Source organism: Mucilaginibacter rubeus (assembly GCF_014643835.1).
In the GTDB taxonomy this organism is placed as follows: domain Bacteria; phylum Bacteroidota; class Bacteroidia; order Sphingobacteriales; family Sphingobacteriaceae; genus Mucilaginibacter; species Mucilaginibacter rubeus.
In genome coordinates this window covers 146851-164389 of sequence record NZ_BMKD01000002.1, presented here as the reverse complement: position 1 = coordinate 164389, position 17539 = coordinate 146851, and the positions used below count along the sequence as shown (strand labels likewise).

Here is a 17539-nt window from a genome sequence, read left to right as displayed (position 1 = left end):
AATAAAAGGTAATTATTGAAGAATATAGTCTAATGTAATTAAAACCGATACAAGAACCTGTTTTTTTTGTATTTTTAAATGTTTTATAATAGCCACGGCATATTATAATAACAAACAGAAACCAGGAAAACCCGCATCAGAAATAGCTGTATATTTTTGGTGAAAATCTAATCCGGCTTAGTGAAACCGGCAATTATCATACTTCGTAATACAATTAGCAGATGGATATGTCTCTTAATAAAAAGGCCCTATTTATAGCTACAGGAGTTTCCTTATTGTTAATCTCGTTCGTTTTTTATGGCTCACGTAAGCTTCAAAATTTCGACCCCGCATTAATTATTTATTTATTCGGAACTGTGTTCGCTTTTTTCGGAATAGTTTACCGTTATACCGTATGGTTGCAACGGCCACCTACCTGGATGTATTTTAAGCGCACCTTTCAGTTTTTTTTTACCGGGAAGATATTTTTACATGTTATTTCATTTGCAAAAGAGTTTATACAAAATATTGGCTTCCAAAAGTTTATTTATCCCCGCGGGCGGAGCCGGTGGATAGGCCATTTTTTAATGGCAACAGGTTGCACAATGGCTTTCTGCGTTACTTTTCCGTTAACCTTTGGTTGGATAAATTTTACCATGAACCCCGCCACGAGTATAAACCCCTCAAGTGTGCACATGTATGAAGCCCATTTCTTCGGATTCAAAATGTTTGAATTTGCACTTGGTTCATTTGTGGCTTTTGTGATTTTTAAGGCCCTTTACTGGTGCTCGTGGTTAGTTATTGCCGGCGTATTGATATTTATGCGTCGTCGCCTCACTAATGCCGGTTTAGTTGCTACGCAAACTTTTGAGGGTGATTTGCTGCCGTTAATACTGCTTTTAGCTATCGCTGTTACCGGCCTGGGCTTGAGCTATGGTTATGAATATATGAAAGGCATTGCATATGATTATATGGCCGTAACCCATGCTATAACAGTTATTATGTTTCTTATCTGGATTCCGTTTGGTAAGTTTTTTCATATTATACAACGGCCGGCCCAGATAGGCGCTCATATTTACAAAAAGGAAGGCATAAAAAGGGGTATGGCGATATGCCCTCATACCCACAAGGAATTTGCTACTCAGTTGCATATAAACGACTTGAAAATTGTAACCAAAGAATTAGGCTTTGACTTTACACTTGAGGATGGAACATCGCACCTTGATCTGAGCCCCGAGGGGAAGCGCTCAAGGTTGGCAATGGCTCATCTTAAGGCCAGGCAGCAAAATGGAGGTAACCTTTTCGGTTAATTGACGCAGTAGTAATTTAACATAGAATACAAATTTATGGCCCATTTACCAGTTTCGCCCGAAAAGCTTATAGAACAGTTTGGCCCGCATTTAAATTATCCTCCCCGTGAAGGTTTTGCCGGCCGTGATGAGCCGGATAAAGCGGTAAAAACACACTGCTGTTTCTGCGGAATGCAGTGTGGTATAAAGCTATTGGTTAAAAATGATAAAGTGGTTGGTTTTGATCCCTGGGAGGAGTTCCCTTTTAACCAGGGACGTTTATGCCCAAAAGGCGTACAACGATATATGCAGAACAATCATCCAGACAGGATTTTACAGCCCTTGCAACGCAATGAAGGCGTAGGCTTTACTCCGGTTTCGTGGGATGAAGCGATGGATAAAACCGTGGCTGAAATAAAACGGATACAGGAAAAATACGGAAAGAACGCTTTTTCTGTGCTGTCGGGAGTTTCGCTTACCAATGAAAAAAGCTACCTGATGGGTAAGTTTGCGCGGGTAGCATTAAAAACCGCCAATTTAGATTATAATGGTCGTTTATGTATGGTTAGCGCGGGAGCCGGCAATAAAAAAGCTTTCGGACTCGACCGTACCTCAAATACGTATGCCGACCTGGAGAAGGCAGAAGTGATTATTGTAGCGGGCGCTAACATCAGCGAAACCTTTCCGACTTTAACACACTGGGTTTGGCGTGCGCGGGACCATGGGGCAAAATTAATCGTGGTTGACCCCAGGGTAATTCCACTGGCCAGGACCGCCGACCTGCATTTACCGGTCAGGCCCGGAACCGACTCCGCTTTGTACGGCGCAATACTTAAATACCTGGCCGATCATGATATGCTCGATCATGATTTTATTGACAACCATACCACAGATTTTGATAAGGCATTGGCAGCTGTTAAGGATTACACGCTGGAATGGGCCGAAGAAATTACCGGTATTGAAAAAGCGAAAATTGAACTGGCAGCACAATGGTGGGGCAAAGCAAAAACAAGCTTTTTGTTACACGCCAGAGGTATTGAACATCATTCAAAAGGTGTAGATAATGTGCTTGGCTGTATCAATATTGTCCTGGCAACCGGCCGTATTGGTAAGCCATATTGCGGCTATGGTACTATTACAGGCCAGGGAAACGGACAGGGGGGGAGAGAGCATGGCCACAAATGTGATCAGCTGCCGGGAAATCGTGATATTACCAATCCTGAACACCGAAAGTATATAGCCGGGGTTTGGGGGATTGATGAAAAAGATATGCCCGGCAAAGGTTACACCGCCTACGAACTTATTGAGGCCATTCACCGGGGCGAAGTAAAAGGGCTGCTATCTATTTGTTTTAATCCGTTGGTTTCTCTGCCTAATAATAATTATGTGCGCGAAGCGCTGGAGAAACTGGAGTTTTATGTTTGCATTGATTTTTTTATGAATGAAACCGCCCGTCATGCTGATATTATTCTGGCGGGATCGTTACAGGAAGAAGAGGAAGGAACGGTTACTACCGCCGAAGGCCGTGTAGTTCGAATCCGCAAAGCCGTGAACCCGCCGGGACATGCACGCAGCGATACATCCATCATATTGGAATTGGCAAAAAGACTTGGTGCCGAAGATAAATTCACTTATCGTAACAGCGAAGAGTTATTCAATGAGTTAAGGGTTGCTTCAAAAGGCGGCACTGCGGATTATTATGGTATTACTTACCAAAAAATTGAAGACACAATGGGCGTTTTCTGGCCTTGCCCTACTTTGGATCATCCGGGTACACCGCGCTTATGGGAAGATAAAAAATTTGCGACTCCCGACGGTAAAGCCCACTTTAACCCGGTGACTTACCGGGATCCCGGTGAAATTACAGATGAAGAATACCCGATAATATTAACAACCGGCAGGGTTGTATCTCAATACCTGAGCGGAACGCAAACCCGCAGGATAGGTAAACTGGTTGATTTGTATCCTGAACCTAAATTAGAAATACACCCGGAACTTGCCCGGAAATATGGAATTAAACAAAATGAACTGGTGCAGGTATCTACCCGTCGAGGCACAGATGAGTTTCCTGCCAATATTGTAGAGACTATCCGCACCGACACTGTTTTTTTGCCTTACCATTGGCCTGGCAAAAAGTCGGCAAATCAGTTTACCCCGGCAACACTTGATCCGGTATCAAAAATCCCGGAGTTTAAAGTTTGTGCCTGTAACCTGAAGCCTTTGGGTGTTATATCGCCGCCATCAACGGCGTCAGGCGCGTATGCGAGTATTTAATAAATTGTAACCCGAAATTATAAGATATGCCCGTAACCAATTACAGAACAGAACAGGAATTCTTTGTAGATATGCAAAGATGTATTGGATGCAAAGCTTGTGAAATGGCTTGTTCAGAGTGTGAAACAAACGGTCACGAATCTATGATCCATGTCAATTATATTGATCGCGCCGTTACCGTACAAACCACCGTACAGGTTTGTATGCATTGTGACGATCCTGTTTGCGCTAACGTTTGTCCGGCAGATGCTATAACGAAAGATGAGTTTGGCGTAGTGCACACCGCCAATACAGCACGGTGTATAGGCTGTTCAAACTGCGTAATGGCATGCCCTTTCGGCGTCCCTAAAAAAGATGAGGCTTATGACCTGATGATGAAATGTAATATGTGTTACGACAGAACCAGCGCCGGAAAAAAACCGATGTGTGCCACCGTTTGCCCAACACAGGCACTGTATTATGGTACAAGAGAAGAAATTGCAAAGATGCGCCCAAACAGTACTCCTGTTAACAATTTTATTTTCGGAAAAGAAAGTGTGAGCACCAAAGTAAACATCATGATGCCCAAAGGAAGTACTTCATTAATTATAGACTGACATTATTTATGGCCACAGATAAAAAGGATAATCACTGGAAAGAAGATTTTCCGGTCTATCAGCTTGAATCTACCCAGGTAAGCCGACGTGATTTTGCAAAATTTTTATGCCTCGTATCTGGTGGGTTGGCCGTTGGAAGCGGGTATGTTGCCATAAAAGCTAATTTTTTTCCACCGGATAAAATGGTGGGTGAACACTTTGTTTGTAAGAAGCACGAGCTTCCGGTAGGGGGGACCCGCTCGTTTGTGATCAATGGCAGTACTATTCCTTATATCCTTATTCGTATGGAAAATGATGAGTTTAGGGCTTACGAACAAAAATGCACCCATTTATCCTGCGCGGTTTTTTATAAACCCGGCAGCGGAAAAATTGAATGCCCTTGTCATAATGGTTTGTTCGACGCTTTTACCGGCGAAGTGCTTGCCGGCCCACCACCCCGGCCGTTACCCCGTTTAACTGTAGTGATTAAAGGGGAAGAAGTATACGTCAAAGATTTTAAACCTGATAACGACAAACCAGATCCGAATCGTCAATCCAGATCATAAGGTCATTAACCTTTACAAACATTATAATTAAGTTATGAGTAATTTCCGCGAAGCCCAAAATCAGGCACATCCTAATAAAACCAACACACTCATGCTGGCATTGATCATGATCCTGATATTAAATGTGAGTATCCAGGTATGGCTATTGTACACCGCGCTAAATAACGCATTGGAAAAAAATACAGATATAGCCTTCCCATCTTTTATCGCCTCATCAATTCTTTTCTTAATCGGTTTTGGCTGGTTGTATTTTTTGCCTTCGGGCCCAAGAGTAACAAAATAAGATGCTATAACCCCATTACAATAATTTTATCTTTTGCCCGGTTTTTATTTAATTTTTCGGTATGCTATTCCGGCGGCTATAAATTTTTCAATCTTATCAATATATACATGATTGGTTTACCGGTGGATGTCCGTCTGTCCGGCCTAATTTCCCCGCGTTTTAATATTTCCAAAGGTGAATGATGGCGACGCCGGGAAGCGGTGTGCAGCTTATATCCTGATGACTTAACTCGCAGAAAGTGAACAAGCAACATGGAAATAAAGAAAGGAAAAGACCGATTGCCGGGGGCAAGAATATGAAGTGCGGGTTGCAGTACCTAATTAAAAATGTAATTCTTACATTTTATGGCTGATTTTAATTGGTTGGCACATGATTTTTTAACATTTTATCAGGATTTTACCGGCTGCATTATTGATATTTTGTAAAAAAACTTAAAATTTTTGTTACTTTTTTTGTCATTTTTTCAATAGGGATCGATTGTTACTATTTGAAATAATAAAAGTTTATTATTTTTTTGATATTACTTGGTAAAACGTTTTTCTTAATTATATTTGTTAAAACCAATTGTGAAAAATACTTTATTACTTAATCGTTTAAGCTACCTGAACTGCTTGTTTTGAGATTTATGTAATCATTAAATTAACCAATATCACTGACATGAAAAACATGATTTACCTGTACCACATCTTTCAGAAGCCCATCATCTGACAGGGTTGATCCTTCGAAAAAATCTCTTGTTGAGATTTTAGGTATCAAAAATTTTATTAATTAACCTAATCACCAAAAGTGAAAAGAACGCTTGGGTATGGTCATTTTTGATGGCAAACCCGGGGGTGTATAACTATGCGCCGCTATCAAAAATATTCCTGCCGGTTATTTTTGATTTCTGTTCTTTTCGCTTGTAAATCAGCGCTATGGAAAAAGAATTACATTCTACTTAATCTAAAGGTGCATGTCATCTGCATAACTCGTTTGCAGGCATAAAAGCACATGGCCCGTTAAATCAAAAATTATTTTACAATCTAAAAGATCCATTCATTATGCGATACTTATGGCTGTGCTTTGTGGTTTTCGCAGCAATAACCACAAATGCACTTACAGGCTTAGCTAAGGGGAATGAGGGTAAAAAAAGCAAAGTAAAACGTTCTGTTTTTTATAAAACCTATATCCGTAAGGATACAACGGCAAAAGATTCATTATTAAAAGACAGCATAAATATTATTATAAAGCATACCCTTTATAATAAGCTGGCAGATAGTGTTACCAAAAAGCCTTATGATCTATCCAAATTCCCGGCTGTTTCCCTGCAGCAATTGTTAAAAGGGCAATTTGCAGGGCTGTATATACAGGAACCTTCGGGCGAACCCGGTACCGTTCAAAATATGTTTATGAGAGGGGCGCCCATGCCGCTTCTTTCTCCAAGAGATGTTTACCAATCGCAGCCACTGGTTGTACTGGATGGTATTCCGCTTGTAACAGAACACCCGTTTGCATATGATATACAGCTATATAACTATAACAGGATGGGAACAGCCACCAACCCATTTGCTGGTATTGATATGAATAATATAGCCTCGGTTGAAGTGTTAAAAGATCTGTCGGCCACGGCGGTTTATGGGCCCCGCGCTGTTAATGGAGTTATTGTATTAACCTCTAAAACTCCTATCGCTGCCAAAAGCATCACTTTTGATTCGTATATAGGTTTGGCACAGCGGCCGCATGTAACCACTATAAACGGTAAGTATGAAAATGCTTTCAGACAGCGTTTTTACGACCTTTATACTACCAATGGCAGATACTCTGATGATGAGAACTATCCCATCTACCTAAGCGATTCATTAAACAATGTTTATAGCGGGAAATCAGACTGGAGCGATCTTTACTATCGTAATGCTGCAGTTTATGGTATTAACTTCGGTATTTCCGGGGGTACAGATCGTGCTAACTTCCGTTTCTCATTGGGGGATCTGAAGAATAATGGTGTTGCTGATGGAACAGTGCTAAACCGATATAGCGCCATGTTCAACATTAATATGAAACCTATCAAATGGCTTCTTTTTTCGGCTATGGTAAACGCCAACCGGATTGAGCGGCAACGAAACAGATATCTACGCGACAGATTTGCCCAGATCAACTATTTTCCAGATCTCAGCGCCCCGCTACCACCAAACAAAGAATTTTATGCCGACTACCTGGCGCAGTACAAAAAAGGCTTCGATAACAACAAAACAAATATTGTTGACGGCTATGCCAAAATAGGTATCGATCTCGGAAAATTTAAATTCGTAACCACCTTCAATTTAGATTATAATGAAGGCTACCGCGATGTGTTTTATGCGCGCACGCTTTTGCAGGGCAACAGCTATGCTTCCAATTATTTTGGCTTTAGCCAAAGGATAATGGCAGATAACAGGGCAACCTATGATCTGACAGTAAATAAAGTAAACGATTTCCATTTTGAGCTTGGTCAATCAACCCAATGGGACATTTATAAATATAGCAACGCCTATGCCTACAAAGGTGTAAATGACTATATTAAGATAGATCTGCTGGATTCGAACCCAAAAAACCCAGACGGATCTGACAACGATAATTATCTCAACCCAACAGCCTTTCCACGCGAGTTAACATTCCGTTTTCTGGATAAGATCAAGCATAACCTGGTTTCGTTTTATGCCAAGACCGATTATTCATTCAAAGAAAAATACTTCCTCTCGGCAACAGTACGCGCAGATGGATCATCAAACGCTCAGCCTACCAGCCGGTGGTTCTATTCGCCGGTATTATCTGCAGCCTGGAACATTAAGAAGGAGGTATTAGATAATAGCACTATTATAAACGACCTTATTTTGCGTGCAAGCGCAGGGAGGATCGGTCGTCTTAATGCCTTTGACAACTATGCACAGGGGCCTCAGTATACAGCATCGGTAGGGTATACTGGTAACTTAACCGTGCCTGGCTATAACGCTTTTGGTGTGCTTACCAGGCCTTACTCTACCGGTTGGATAGGTTATGGCATACCATGGTCATATTCTAATCAGCTTAATATAGGCGCAGATGCCGGTTTTCTTAATAACCGTTTGCACCTTTCGGTTGATTGGTACCTGAAACAGGAAAAGAATTTGCTGATAGGTATTCCCGCTTTTGCGGAGTATGGGTATAAGCAGTCGATTGAGAGCGGTATGGCTGTAAACAATACCGGTATAGATGTATCTGTATCTGCCAATATCATCCGAAATACAAAATTTGGATGGACATCTTCCCTGAATTTAAATCATAATGCCAATAAGCTCAAAGCATTGCCAAGGGGCTTAAATCAAATCATTGTTAACGACAGGCTTTTAAAAGTAGGCAGCCCGGTTGATCAGTATTGGTTACTGGTAAATGATGGCATTTATAAATCGGAAAGCGAAATACCAGTTGTAAATGGGCAGCCACTTAAGTACAATGGCCTCGCCCTGCATGCCGGCGATCCCAGATGGCGTGATATCAATGGCGACAACGTAATTGATAATAACGATAAAGTATTAAAGGGACATGCTTTACCAAAAATTTCAGGTGGATATGATAATAATTTCAGATATGGCAACTGGAATTTAAATGTCAATCTCTATTTCAACCTGGGGCGCGACCTTATACACCAGGAAATGGCCAACCGCTTTGATTTTATTAACCGGGAAGGTAACAGCGATGTAAACTCTGTTAAGGAGATCACCTTCTGGGAAAAACGAGGCGACTACAACAAATATCAATTGTATAACCCATGGAGTACCGTTATCCCATATCGCGTTGATCAGGACCTTTTTCTTGAAAATGCTTCATTCCTGAAATTAAGAACCGTTTCCATTGGGTATGACCTAACCAAAGCAATGCGCTTAAAGAAAATCAAGCTAACCAGGTTTTATGTATATGCCACGGCAAATAATGTGTTCACCATAACCCCTTATACCGGTCAGGACCCTGAATTGGTGAATTATGATGGCTATGATACCGGTTACGGCCTGCCTATACCACGAACATATACCCTGGGTGTAAAAATGGAATTATGATATGAAAAACGATCACAAAAATCATGTTGTAAAAATGAAAAAGACATTATGTATCGTCCTGATCCTGTTTACTGCGGCAATAACAAGCTGTAATAAAACCCTGGATATTGATTCAACAAGGGTTGTGGGCGAAAAAAACATGTGGAATAAGCTTGAAGATGCACGTGCAGGCTTATTAGGAGTGTATGCACTTACCCGAGCAGCCTTATCTGACAACGATGGTCACTGGCTTTATGGCGATGTACGTACAGGCGAATTTATTAGTCCGAACCGGCAGGACCTGAAAGCAATTGCAAGTAATCAGCTCAACGCCTCATATCCAACTGTTGAGGCCTTGAGCGACTGGACAAGATTTTACGCCATAATTAATGCTGCGAATATCTTCCTTGAACGTATTGGCGATGTAAAAGCTGCCGATAAGCGCTATACAGAAAACTATTTGATAGTTGATGTTGCCCAGGTACGTTTTTTAAGGGCCTTTACCTATTTCTATATGGTAAGGATTTGGGGAGATGTACCATTCATTACCTCATCCCACGATGGCAAGTTTGAAAATCAACCCCGCGAAAGTGGCAGCAAAATATTAGTATGGGCGCAGCAGGAAATGCTTAAGGCCGCAGCCGACCTGCCGTTTGTATACAGTAACAACGATGTGCAGCAGCCCGGCAATTATTATAATGAAGATGCTACCCGCTGGGGAGGTGCTTTAGCCACGAAGAACTCAGCCTATGCGGTCCTGGCTCATTTGGCTGCCTGGCAAGGTAACTATACCGATGTAGCTACCTATACCAAGTTTGTTGAAGATAATTATGGTAAAAGCGGCATCAATTTTCAAAGCACAGAAGATCTGACCAAATCAAACGGGTTCTTTTTCAATAAAAACACCAGCCAGATGTTTGGTTTTAACTCTGACTGGGGCCATATTGACGGATCGGTAACAGGCCACCTGGAAGAGTTAACCCTGGCCGAACCTGTGGTGAATAAAAAAGTGCCGGATATCTACATGCCTAAGGATACTATCCTGAAAATATTTGACATGCCCAAGGATGAGCGCTTTAGTATAGATACGCTTGGTCAGCCCCGTACCGAAAGATACTTCACCAATATCAATGGCAAGTACCCCATTTTTAGCAAAATAAAAGTGATACTGGGGGGCGTTTCTGATCCTAACTTCCGATACTTCACCAGTGCTTTGATCTTTACAAGGATAGAGGATATCGTATTACTCCGGGCCGAGGCATTGGCTGTTTTAGGGGATGTGAACGGGGCCGAAAATGAAGTTTTTAATATCATGACCCGCCGGGGGATGGGAGATCTTACGATAGACAGCGACCAGGACATTATTGATTTGATATTTAAGGAGCGCCATCGCGAATTGATGGGAGAGGGACATCGCTGGTATGACCTGGTACGCTATAATAAAATCAAGCAAAACAACCCGGCATTCATGAAACTCATCAATTCGCAGGGGATATACTGGCCTGTTTCGCGTAAGCTCATCGCTCAAAACAATCTGTTAACCCAAAACCCATTCTGGAAATAAACTGACCATATATGAAAAAGTTAAAAAAATATATGAGTGCCTTAACGCCGGTGTTGATTGCAGCCCTGTTGCAAACTGCCTGCAAAAAGGATGGCGGCTACCATGACGCTACAGGCACCAACTCAAAATTTGCGGGTAATACTTATGAGTATTTAAAAAGCAAACCCGGTGTATATGATTCATTATTGGCGGTAGTCAACCGGATGGGACTTCAGCAAACGCTCATGGACAGCAATGTTACCCTTTTTGCGGTTACTAATCCAAGTTTTCAGCTGGCAATTAATAACCTGAATACATTAAGAAGGCAAAGCGACAAAGATCCGCTGTTTTTGGCAAAAATTGATGGCGTGCAGTTGGACACCATGGTTTCATATTATATTATCAGGGGTAAACGTACAACTGATTCCCTGCTGCTGCAGGACGGGCTTGATCTTTTCAGCGTACGTTTCGGATATCCTATGCATGGCAAGGTTTCCAAAATATCAGCTTCCGGCCTTACCGGTGGCGGCCCGGATCTTATAGAGTTTAGCAATACCAAACGCAGCAAGTTTATCAGAAACTGGTCAACCACTACTACCGGCTCCAATAATATCAGCACCAAAAATGGTATTGTTCATGTGGTAAGTCCCGATCACATTTTCGGTTTTGATGAATTTGTATCCCGATTAACCTTTGTTCCGCCACCGCCAAACCTAATGACCCTGATAGGTGGCAAGCTTACCGTTTTGAGAGATAACAATGGCGGTCCGGATAATGGCGAAGGCTCTAAAAAAGTAATTGACGGCGATGATCACACCAAGTTCCTGGCCGAACTTCAGGGACGGTTATGGATGCAGTTTGAGCTAAATGAGCCTGCCGTATCAGGGGTGTATACGCTCACATCTGCCAATGATGCACCTGAACGCGACCCCAGGGCCTGGACTTATGAAGGCTCAAATGACGGCAAAACCTGGACGGAGTTAGATCGCCGGAGTAACTTCTTCTTCGAAGAACGATACCAGACCAAAGTTTTCAGGTGCCCTAACACCACCGCTTATAAGTTCTACCGGGTGGATATTTCCGAGCTGCGTGACGGGGGCCTTTTCCAACTGGCCGAATGGACCATCAATAAAGTAAAATAAGGCATGGAAGATCAAAATATCAATACATTAAAAAAACGAAAAGAGATGCAAACATTCATAAAAATGGGATCTGTAGCTCTACTATTTGCTGCAGTCGCGTTCAGTAGTTGCAAGAAGATGTATGGCATTCCCGATGAAAAAGATTATCTGAGTTCGAATGTAAACTACAGCAATAAAGTTTTTGAACCGATTTTAGGCCGAACCACTTTGATGGGCGGGTTTAATGGAGATAACTCAACCCAGCCGTTAAAGTTTGAGATCATCAACGCGCGTTTTGGCGACGGTAAGCCTGTTACAGATCTTTTTCAAAAAAGACCAACCTATGTATGGACAGCGCCCTATAACGGGCTTGAAAAGAGCCTGGCCGAGATAGAGGCAAAACGCAAGCTGGAAGATCACCCCTTATTTGAAGTGCGCTCATCGGGCGAGTTTATTATGTGGGCTTCTTCCAATAATGAGCTGATCAAGCCCAGGCCGTCTGATAGTACCAATTTTCCGCAGGATACGCGCTATTTTGACATAAAGATAACCAACACGGGTGGCAGTACTATAATTCGCGACCTGCAGGTACGCCCTTTCCGCGAGCGCCCTTATGAACCTTCTGACGACTTTAACATTTACTCCGGCCTGCCTGCGCCTCATCCCAAAACGCCTTATAATCCGGCCAGCCGAAACTACCTCAGGCCATTTTTAAACGGGGTAATAGGCCAGGTAACCGACATTCCGCTGCAGAGTAATGACGAAAAAAAGGATGTGGTGGTTTATATCCGTCCGTTTACCGGCGGTACGGGAAATTCGTTAAGGTTCAAGTTTCTGAACAAAGACTCAGTAGAGATGAATCCGGCCCTGTTTAACGAAACTACCTGGGATAAAATAGTACATGGCTTTAACATGCAAAAAACTGCAACATATGTACAATACGATGTTGCCTATCCTATTCCTTTAGTGGAAATACCAACTGTATATGCCCCAGGAGGAACCAGGGACCATGCCGAATTTAAATATTCGCGAATTGGTTTTGGCGGCAGTAGGGTAGTGGCAAGCTTCGGGATAGATTTCGCTATATACAAAAAAGGCGACTGGGAGATAGTGTTCCATTTTTTGAAGGACAATCCAAAGTTTGAAGACGAATAACCGAATTAAAACTTATCACCATGAGAAAACACATACTATTTTATATAGTGCTTGCTGTTTGCACGATCTTATTCTGTGCAGATGTTCATGCACAAGCACAAAATATAACGGTTACCGGTACGGTAGTTGAAAAAGCTACCAATAAAATTTTACCCGGTGTAAATATCTATATGGGCAGTAAAGGCCTGATACAAACTGATTATAAGGGAAAGTTTACCGTTTCTGTACCGGCTAACAGCACACTTACTTTTACGTTTGTAGGTTTTGTTACGGAAAAAGTAAAACTTGAACCCGGGCAAAAAAACATAACTGTAACGCTGACTGAAGACAAAAAAGGCCTTAATGAAGTAATTATTGTGGCCTACCAAAACAGGAATAAAGAATCATCACCAGGCGCTGCGGTTACCTTAACCCAAAAGGACATCCAGGATGTGCCGGCATCAAACGTCGAAAACCTGCTGCAAGGAAAAGTAGCTGGTTTAAACGTTCAGAACAATACTGGTGCTCCAGGTTTCAGGGGCTCCGTTCAGGTGCGTGGTTTATCAGCCCTGAGTGTATCAGGCAGTGGCAGTGAATCGTTCCTGCAACCTACATCCCCCCTGTATATTATTGATGGGGTACCTTTAGATGCGGATAAGGCTGCTGAGTTTGGTTTTCAAACGCAGGGGCCGGGGGTAAGCCCGTTATCATTGATCCCGGTAGAGGATATCCAAAGCATACAGATCATGAAGGATGCGCAGGCAACTTCCATGTACGGATCAAGGGGGGCTTATGGCGTAATCATCATAACTACCAAGCGAGGAAATTCTAAAGTACCCCGGGTAAGGTATACGGGCAACTTCTTCGTTAACGCCGTCCCACAGCTGCGCGCAACACTGGGTGGTAATTCCGAACGCCGGGCAAAAATTCAGCAGATATTATCCAATGCAACAATTATTGATGAGTTAAGGAAATTGGGGCAAACCGGTTTCCTGGCTGATAGTTTGAACGCATATTGGAATAACTCAACAAACTGGCAGTCCATTTTTTATGGCACAACACATAACCAAAGCCATAACGTAGCCTTAGACGGTGGCAACGACCGCTTTAACTACAAAGTGAACATGGGGCTTTATTCGGAAAAAGGCGTGATCAAAAACACCGGTTTCGACAGGTATAACCTGAATATGAATATGGAGTTTAAGCCAAATGACAAATTCAGGTTCTTTGGTTCATTGTTCGGCTCGTTGGGAAGCCAGGCTAAGGGTAATGGTGTGGGCTTACTGCAACAAGGAGTGGCCTCGAACGGTCAGGCATCTACACTGCTGCCGCCTCCTTCATTTTATCTTTCACCAGATGGCGTAACATCAGCTTTACAAACCCAAAACAGTAACAGTACAAGAAATATCCGTACCAATATTGATGGTCGTTATGAGTTTATACCGGGATTGGCGCTATCCTCAAGCATCAGTTATGATTATACCTCAGATGCCGAATCAACCTTCACGCCCGCAGCTGCAAATGCTCAGTTTGCGCAGGTATATGATTATGAGGGCCGTAATTTCACATTATACAACCGTAACGCACTTACTTATGCCAAAACATTCAGCGCCGACCACACCATATTCATTAATACGTTTAATGAAATATATAAACAAGGCGGCCAAAGCGGTATCATCAGGCAAAACCGTATACCTAATGATCAATTGCAGGGGCCAGTAGGGTCCGACCCATATAACTCAAGAGGCGGAGGTGTATTGTCAAACTTTAAAAATGCCACCATCGCTTCATTCGCAGGCTCCTTTAACTACGATTATAAAAAGAAGTATGTACTGGAGTTATCATACCGCTTAGATGGTACATCCTCAAACGGCTTAGAGAATCCGTATTCCAAAAATCCTGCAGCCGGTTTCAGGTGGAATTACTACAAGGAAAACTGGTTTAAAAATTGGGATTGGCTCACTTCAGGAGGTTTAAGGTTAACCTGGGGCCAAAATATCGTACCAACCGGCAGTTTGCAAAGTATTTATGGTTTGTATAACCTTAATGGTAATTTCAACAACAATCCAACCATTGGTATTAATTATGAATTTGTGCCTAACCCGGCATTAAAGCCTACTACAACTACGCAGTACAACCTTGGGTTTGACATGACGATTTTGCAGGGTAAAGTCGACCTGACTTTTGACACTTATTACAAAAAGGTTGATAACTTGTTGTTTGACAGGCTTTTACCTAATAGTACAGGTTTTCAGAAAAAATCCAGCAATGACGTATCCATTGCCGATTATGGGTATGAGCTGATGGTAACGGTAAGGCCTTTAACCGCCAAGGATTTTAACTGGACGGTATCATTTAACGGCGCCATTAACCGCGATTACCTATTGAGGTTACCTGCCGAATACAACGGACAATACATCAAATTTGATTATAATAACTATCAGCACATTGTTTTCAGGGTAGGTAAAAATACATTGTCAAACTACCTGCTGATTAACCAGGGTGTTTATTCAACCGATGGTGATGTACCGGTAGACCCTGTAACCGGTAAAAAATATCAAACCGGTGGGCTTGCCTTTAAAGGCGGCGACCCGAGGTTTAAAGATGTTAACGGCGATTACATCCTCGATGACCGGGATTATGAGATAACCGGTAACTCACAACCTTTAATTACCGGTGGTATATCGACAAATATCAACTACAAAAATTTTGGATTAAATATTTATGCCTCCTATACCGCCAAGAGAACGATATTAAATAACGCGTTATCAGACAGGTTGTCGATCATGAAAGATCCTTATGCCCTGCTGGCAGCAGTTCCATTGGACGATCTGGATATATGGCGAAAACCGGGTGATCAATCCAAGTATCCTAATCCCTATGCGTTTTCGAGGTTCAATCAGATAAAGCCACTTCGTTCCGATCAAAATTTGTGGCAGGAAGAAGGCTCATACCTGAAGATCAACACGGTTACTCTATCCTACATGTTTGACAAAAAGTTTGTACGAAGGTTCGGGTTCAATAACGTTAGGGTTTATTTCTCAACCAATAACCTGATCACATTTTCGGGATATAATGGCCCCAACCCCGAAAACGTAACTTCTCTGGGCCGGGATATATCAAGCGGGTACCCGGTACCGCGTACATATAATTTAGGTTTAAATATTGAACTCAATACAAGTAAATAAAACTCAAGATCATGAAAAAAAGTGTTATATACATTTTAGCAGCGGCAGCAAGCTTGTGTTTACCAGCCTGTAAAAAGTTTCTGAACGTACAACCCATTGATAAACTAACAGGGAATAACTTTTACCAATCGAAAGATGACGTTGTGGCCAATATTTATGATATGTCAAGAACATTTTTTGGCAAGATCAATGAAACGCATTTTATTGGTGCTACGGGCGAATACCGTTCGGGAGAGGTTTTATCTGAACCTCAGGCAGATAACGGGCCCGCACGAGCATATGTAGAGGTGTTAGGCCGGAATGACCTGCTTGGGCTTATCAACGGAAATCCGCCCTGGAATTTTTACAATTTTTATCGCATCACCGATTGGACAGGTTATTACCAGGTAATACAAAGTGCCAACATCCTCATCTCGAAACTGGAAGCAGGTGTGCCTGGCGTATCAGACAGCGAAAAAAAACAGTTTGAGGGCGAAGCGGCTTTTATACGCGGGCTTGCATACTTCTTTATGGTAAGGCTTTATGGCGACGTTCCTTATTATACCGATGCTTACCATTCAACAGCTTTACCGCGCGAAAACATGGTATCTGTTTTAAACAAAAGCATCGCCGACCTTAAAAAATATAAGGACGGTTTGCCTTGGACTTATTCTGACCCGGCTTTAAAAGGGGTACGTGCAAGCAGGGGCAGCGTTATCGCGCTTATCATGAACATGAACATGTGGAATGCTGGTTTCGACAAACCCAATGCAACCAAGTACTACCAGGAGACTGCAGACCTTGGGCAGGAATTGATTAAGAGCAATGCTTACAGGCTGTTACCCATCAATGAATGGGCCACGGTTATCAAAGGCCGGTCGGACGAGAGTTTGTTTGAGTTTTATCGCAGTATAAACTATGGCGATCAAAACACCAATGTTGCCCCTATTGGCGATATGTTTCTGCATTATCCATATAAAAGGCCGGAATATACGCACCGTATAAGCTTCGCCTATTTCAGGGCCGAGTATATGCAAAAACTATATTCAGGTACGGCTGACAAGCGCGCTACAACCTGGTTTAATTCAGACATCTACGCCGATAACGGAAAGTTCATGATGCTCAAATTTGCTCAAAATTCATTTGCAACCGGCGAAGAGGACGCCAATCCTGACAACACCTTTATGATATTCAGATATGCCGGTGAAATACTGCTCTGCGCAGAAGCACTGGCCGAACTTGGTCAGGATGACCAGGCTATTGCCCTGCTGAATAAAGTGAGGGACAGGGCCGAAGCTTCGCGCTATACCGGTGGCGGCGGACAAGACCTTAAGGATTTTATTTTCCTGGAGAGATCGCGGGAACTGATGGGCGAGGGGCACCATTACTTTGACCTGGTGCGTACCCGCAGGATTATGAACAGTGAGTGGTCATATAACGTATTGACGCTGGACAAATTTAACCGTGGTGCCTGGACATGGCCAATTAGTAGTAACGCGTTGGCCAATAACCCATTTATGTCATTAAACATGTACTGGGTTAACGGAGGTAATTAACCTATTCCTAAAAAGTAATGATAA

At 42.5% G+C, this 17539-nt stretch carries 11 protein-coding genes; all 11 read left to right on the top strand.

What is annotated here, in order from left to right; all coding sequences use genetic code 11:
• The first annotated feature begins 227 nt into the window (after positions 1-227).
• The 11 genes from IEX80_RS07210 (at position 228) to IEX80_RS07160 (ending at position 17515) form a co-directional block, all read left to right on the top strand.
• On the top strand, positions 228-1289 hold the full coding sequence (locus IEX80_RS07210; RefSeq protein ID WP_229701554.1) for an MFS transporter: 1062 nt from the start codon (positions 228-230) through the stop codon (positions 1287-1289).
• Positions 1290-1325: 36 nt separating this feature from the next.
• The gene (locus IEX80_RS07205; protein ID WP_090527409.1) at positions 1326-3542 is read left to right on the top strand and encodes a molybdopterin oxidoreductase family protein; all 2217 of its coding nucleotides are present in this window, start codon (positions 1326-1328) and stop codon (positions 3540-3542) included.
• 104 nt (positions 3543-3646) lie between these two features.
• Entirely contained in the window at positions 3647-4138 is a 492-nt protein-coding gene (locus IEX80_RS07200; RefSeq protein ID WP_354437211.1) for a 4Fe-4S dicluster domain-containing protein, read from the top strand.
• Positions 4139-4146: 8 nt separating this feature from the next.
• Positions 4147-4683, top strand: a complete 537-nt coding sequence (locus tag IEX80_RS07195) for a Rieske (2Fe-2S) protein (RefSeq protein ID WP_188832492.1) — start codon at positions 4147-4149, stop codon at positions 4681-4683.
• Positions 4684-4717: 34 nt separating this feature from the next.
• Positions 4718-4966, top strand: coding sequence for a DUF6755 family protein (locus tag IEX80_RS07190; protein WP_090527418.1), 249 nt, complete (start codon positions 4718-4720; stop codon positions 4964-4966).
• Between the two features lie 1040 nt (positions 4967-6006).
• On the top strand, positions 6007-9015 hold the full coding sequence (locus IEX80_RS07185; protein ID WP_188832491.1) for a SusC/RagA family TonB-linked outer membrane protein: 3009 nt from the start codon (positions 6007-6009) through the stop codon (positions 9013-9015).
• 34 nt (positions 9016-9049) lie between these two features.
• Positions 9050-10558: a RagB/SusD family nutrient uptake outer membrane protein gene (locus IEX80_RS07180; RefSeq protein WP_188832490.1), complete on the top strand. Its 1509-nt coding sequence runs from the start codon at positions 9050-9052 to the stop codon at positions 10556-10558.
• An 11-nt stretch (positions 10559-10569) separates the two neighbouring features.
• Positions 10570-11679 (top strand): discoidin domain-containing protein, encoded by a 1110-nt coding sequence (locus IEX80_RS07175; protein WP_090527426.1) that lies wholly within the window; start codon positions 10570-10572, stop codon positions 11677-11679.
• 45 nt (positions 11680-11724) lie between these two features.
• Positions 11725-12813, top strand: coding sequence for a DUF5007 domain-containing protein (locus tag IEX80_RS07170; RefSeq protein WP_229701553.1), 1089 nt, complete (start codon positions 11725-11727; stop codon positions 12811-12813).
• 20 nt (positions 12814-12833) lie between these two features.
• Positions 12834-15980, top strand: a complete 3147-nt coding sequence (locus tag IEX80_RS07165; RefSeq protein ID WP_176627306.1) for a SusC/RagA family TonB-linked outer membrane protein — start codon at positions 12834-12836, stop codon at positions 15978-15980.
• A gap of 11 nt (positions 15981-15991) precedes the next feature.
• Positions 15992-17515 carry a RagB/SusD family nutrient uptake outer membrane protein gene (locus IEX80_RS07160; RefSeq protein WP_176627304.1) on the top strand — a complete coding sequence of 508 codons (1524 nt, stop codon included), beginning with the start codon at positions 15992-15994 and terminating at the stop codon, positions 17513-17515.
• The last annotated feature ends 24 nt before the right edge of the window (positions 17516-17539 follow it).

Bases quoted from the DNA above. Each gene is read 5' to 3' on its own strand.
- IEX80_RS07210 (WP_229701554.1), top strand. From the start codon at position 228: ATGTCTCTTAATAAAAAGGCCCTATTTATAGCTACAGGAGTTTCCTTA.
- IEX80_RS07205 (WP_090527409.1), top strand. From the start codon at position 1,326: ATGGCCCATTTACCAGTTTCGCCCGAAAAGCTTATAGAACAGTTTGGC.
- IEX80_RS07200 (WP_354437211.1), top strand. From the start codon at position 3,647: ATGGCTTGTTCAGAGTGTGAAACAAACGGTCACGAATCTATGATCCAT.
- IEX80_RS07195 (WP_188832492.1), top strand. From the start codon at position 4,147: ATGGCCACAGATAAAAAGGATAATCACTGGAAAGAAGATTTTCCGGTC.
- IEX80_RS07190 (WP_090527418.1), top strand. From the start codon at position 4,718: ATGAGTAATTTCCGCGAAGCCCAAAATCAGGCACATCCTAATAAAACC.
- IEX80_RS07185 (WP_188832491.1), top strand. From the start codon at position 6,007: ATGCGATACTTATGGCTGTGCTTTGTGGTTTTCGCAGCAATAACCACA.
- IEX80_RS07180 (WP_188832490.1), top strand. From the start codon at position 9,050: ATGAAAAAGACATTATGTATCGTCCTGATCCTGTTTACTGCGGCAATA.
- IEX80_RS07175 (WP_090527426.1), top strand. From the start codon at position 10,570: ATGAAAAAGTTAAAAAAATATATGAGTGCCTTAACGCCGGTGTTGATT.
- IEX80_RS07170 (WP_229701553.1), top strand. From the start codon at position 11,725: ATGCAAACATTCATAAAAATGGGATCTGTAGCTCTACTATTTGCTGCA.
- IEX80_RS07165 (WP_176627306.1), top strand. From the start codon at position 12,834: ATGAGAAAACACATACTATTTTATATAGTGCTTGCTGTTTGCACGATC.
- IEX80_RS07160 (WP_176627304.1), top strand. From the start codon at position 15,992: ATGAAAAAAAGTGTTATATACATTTTAGCAGCGGCAGCAAGCTTGTGT.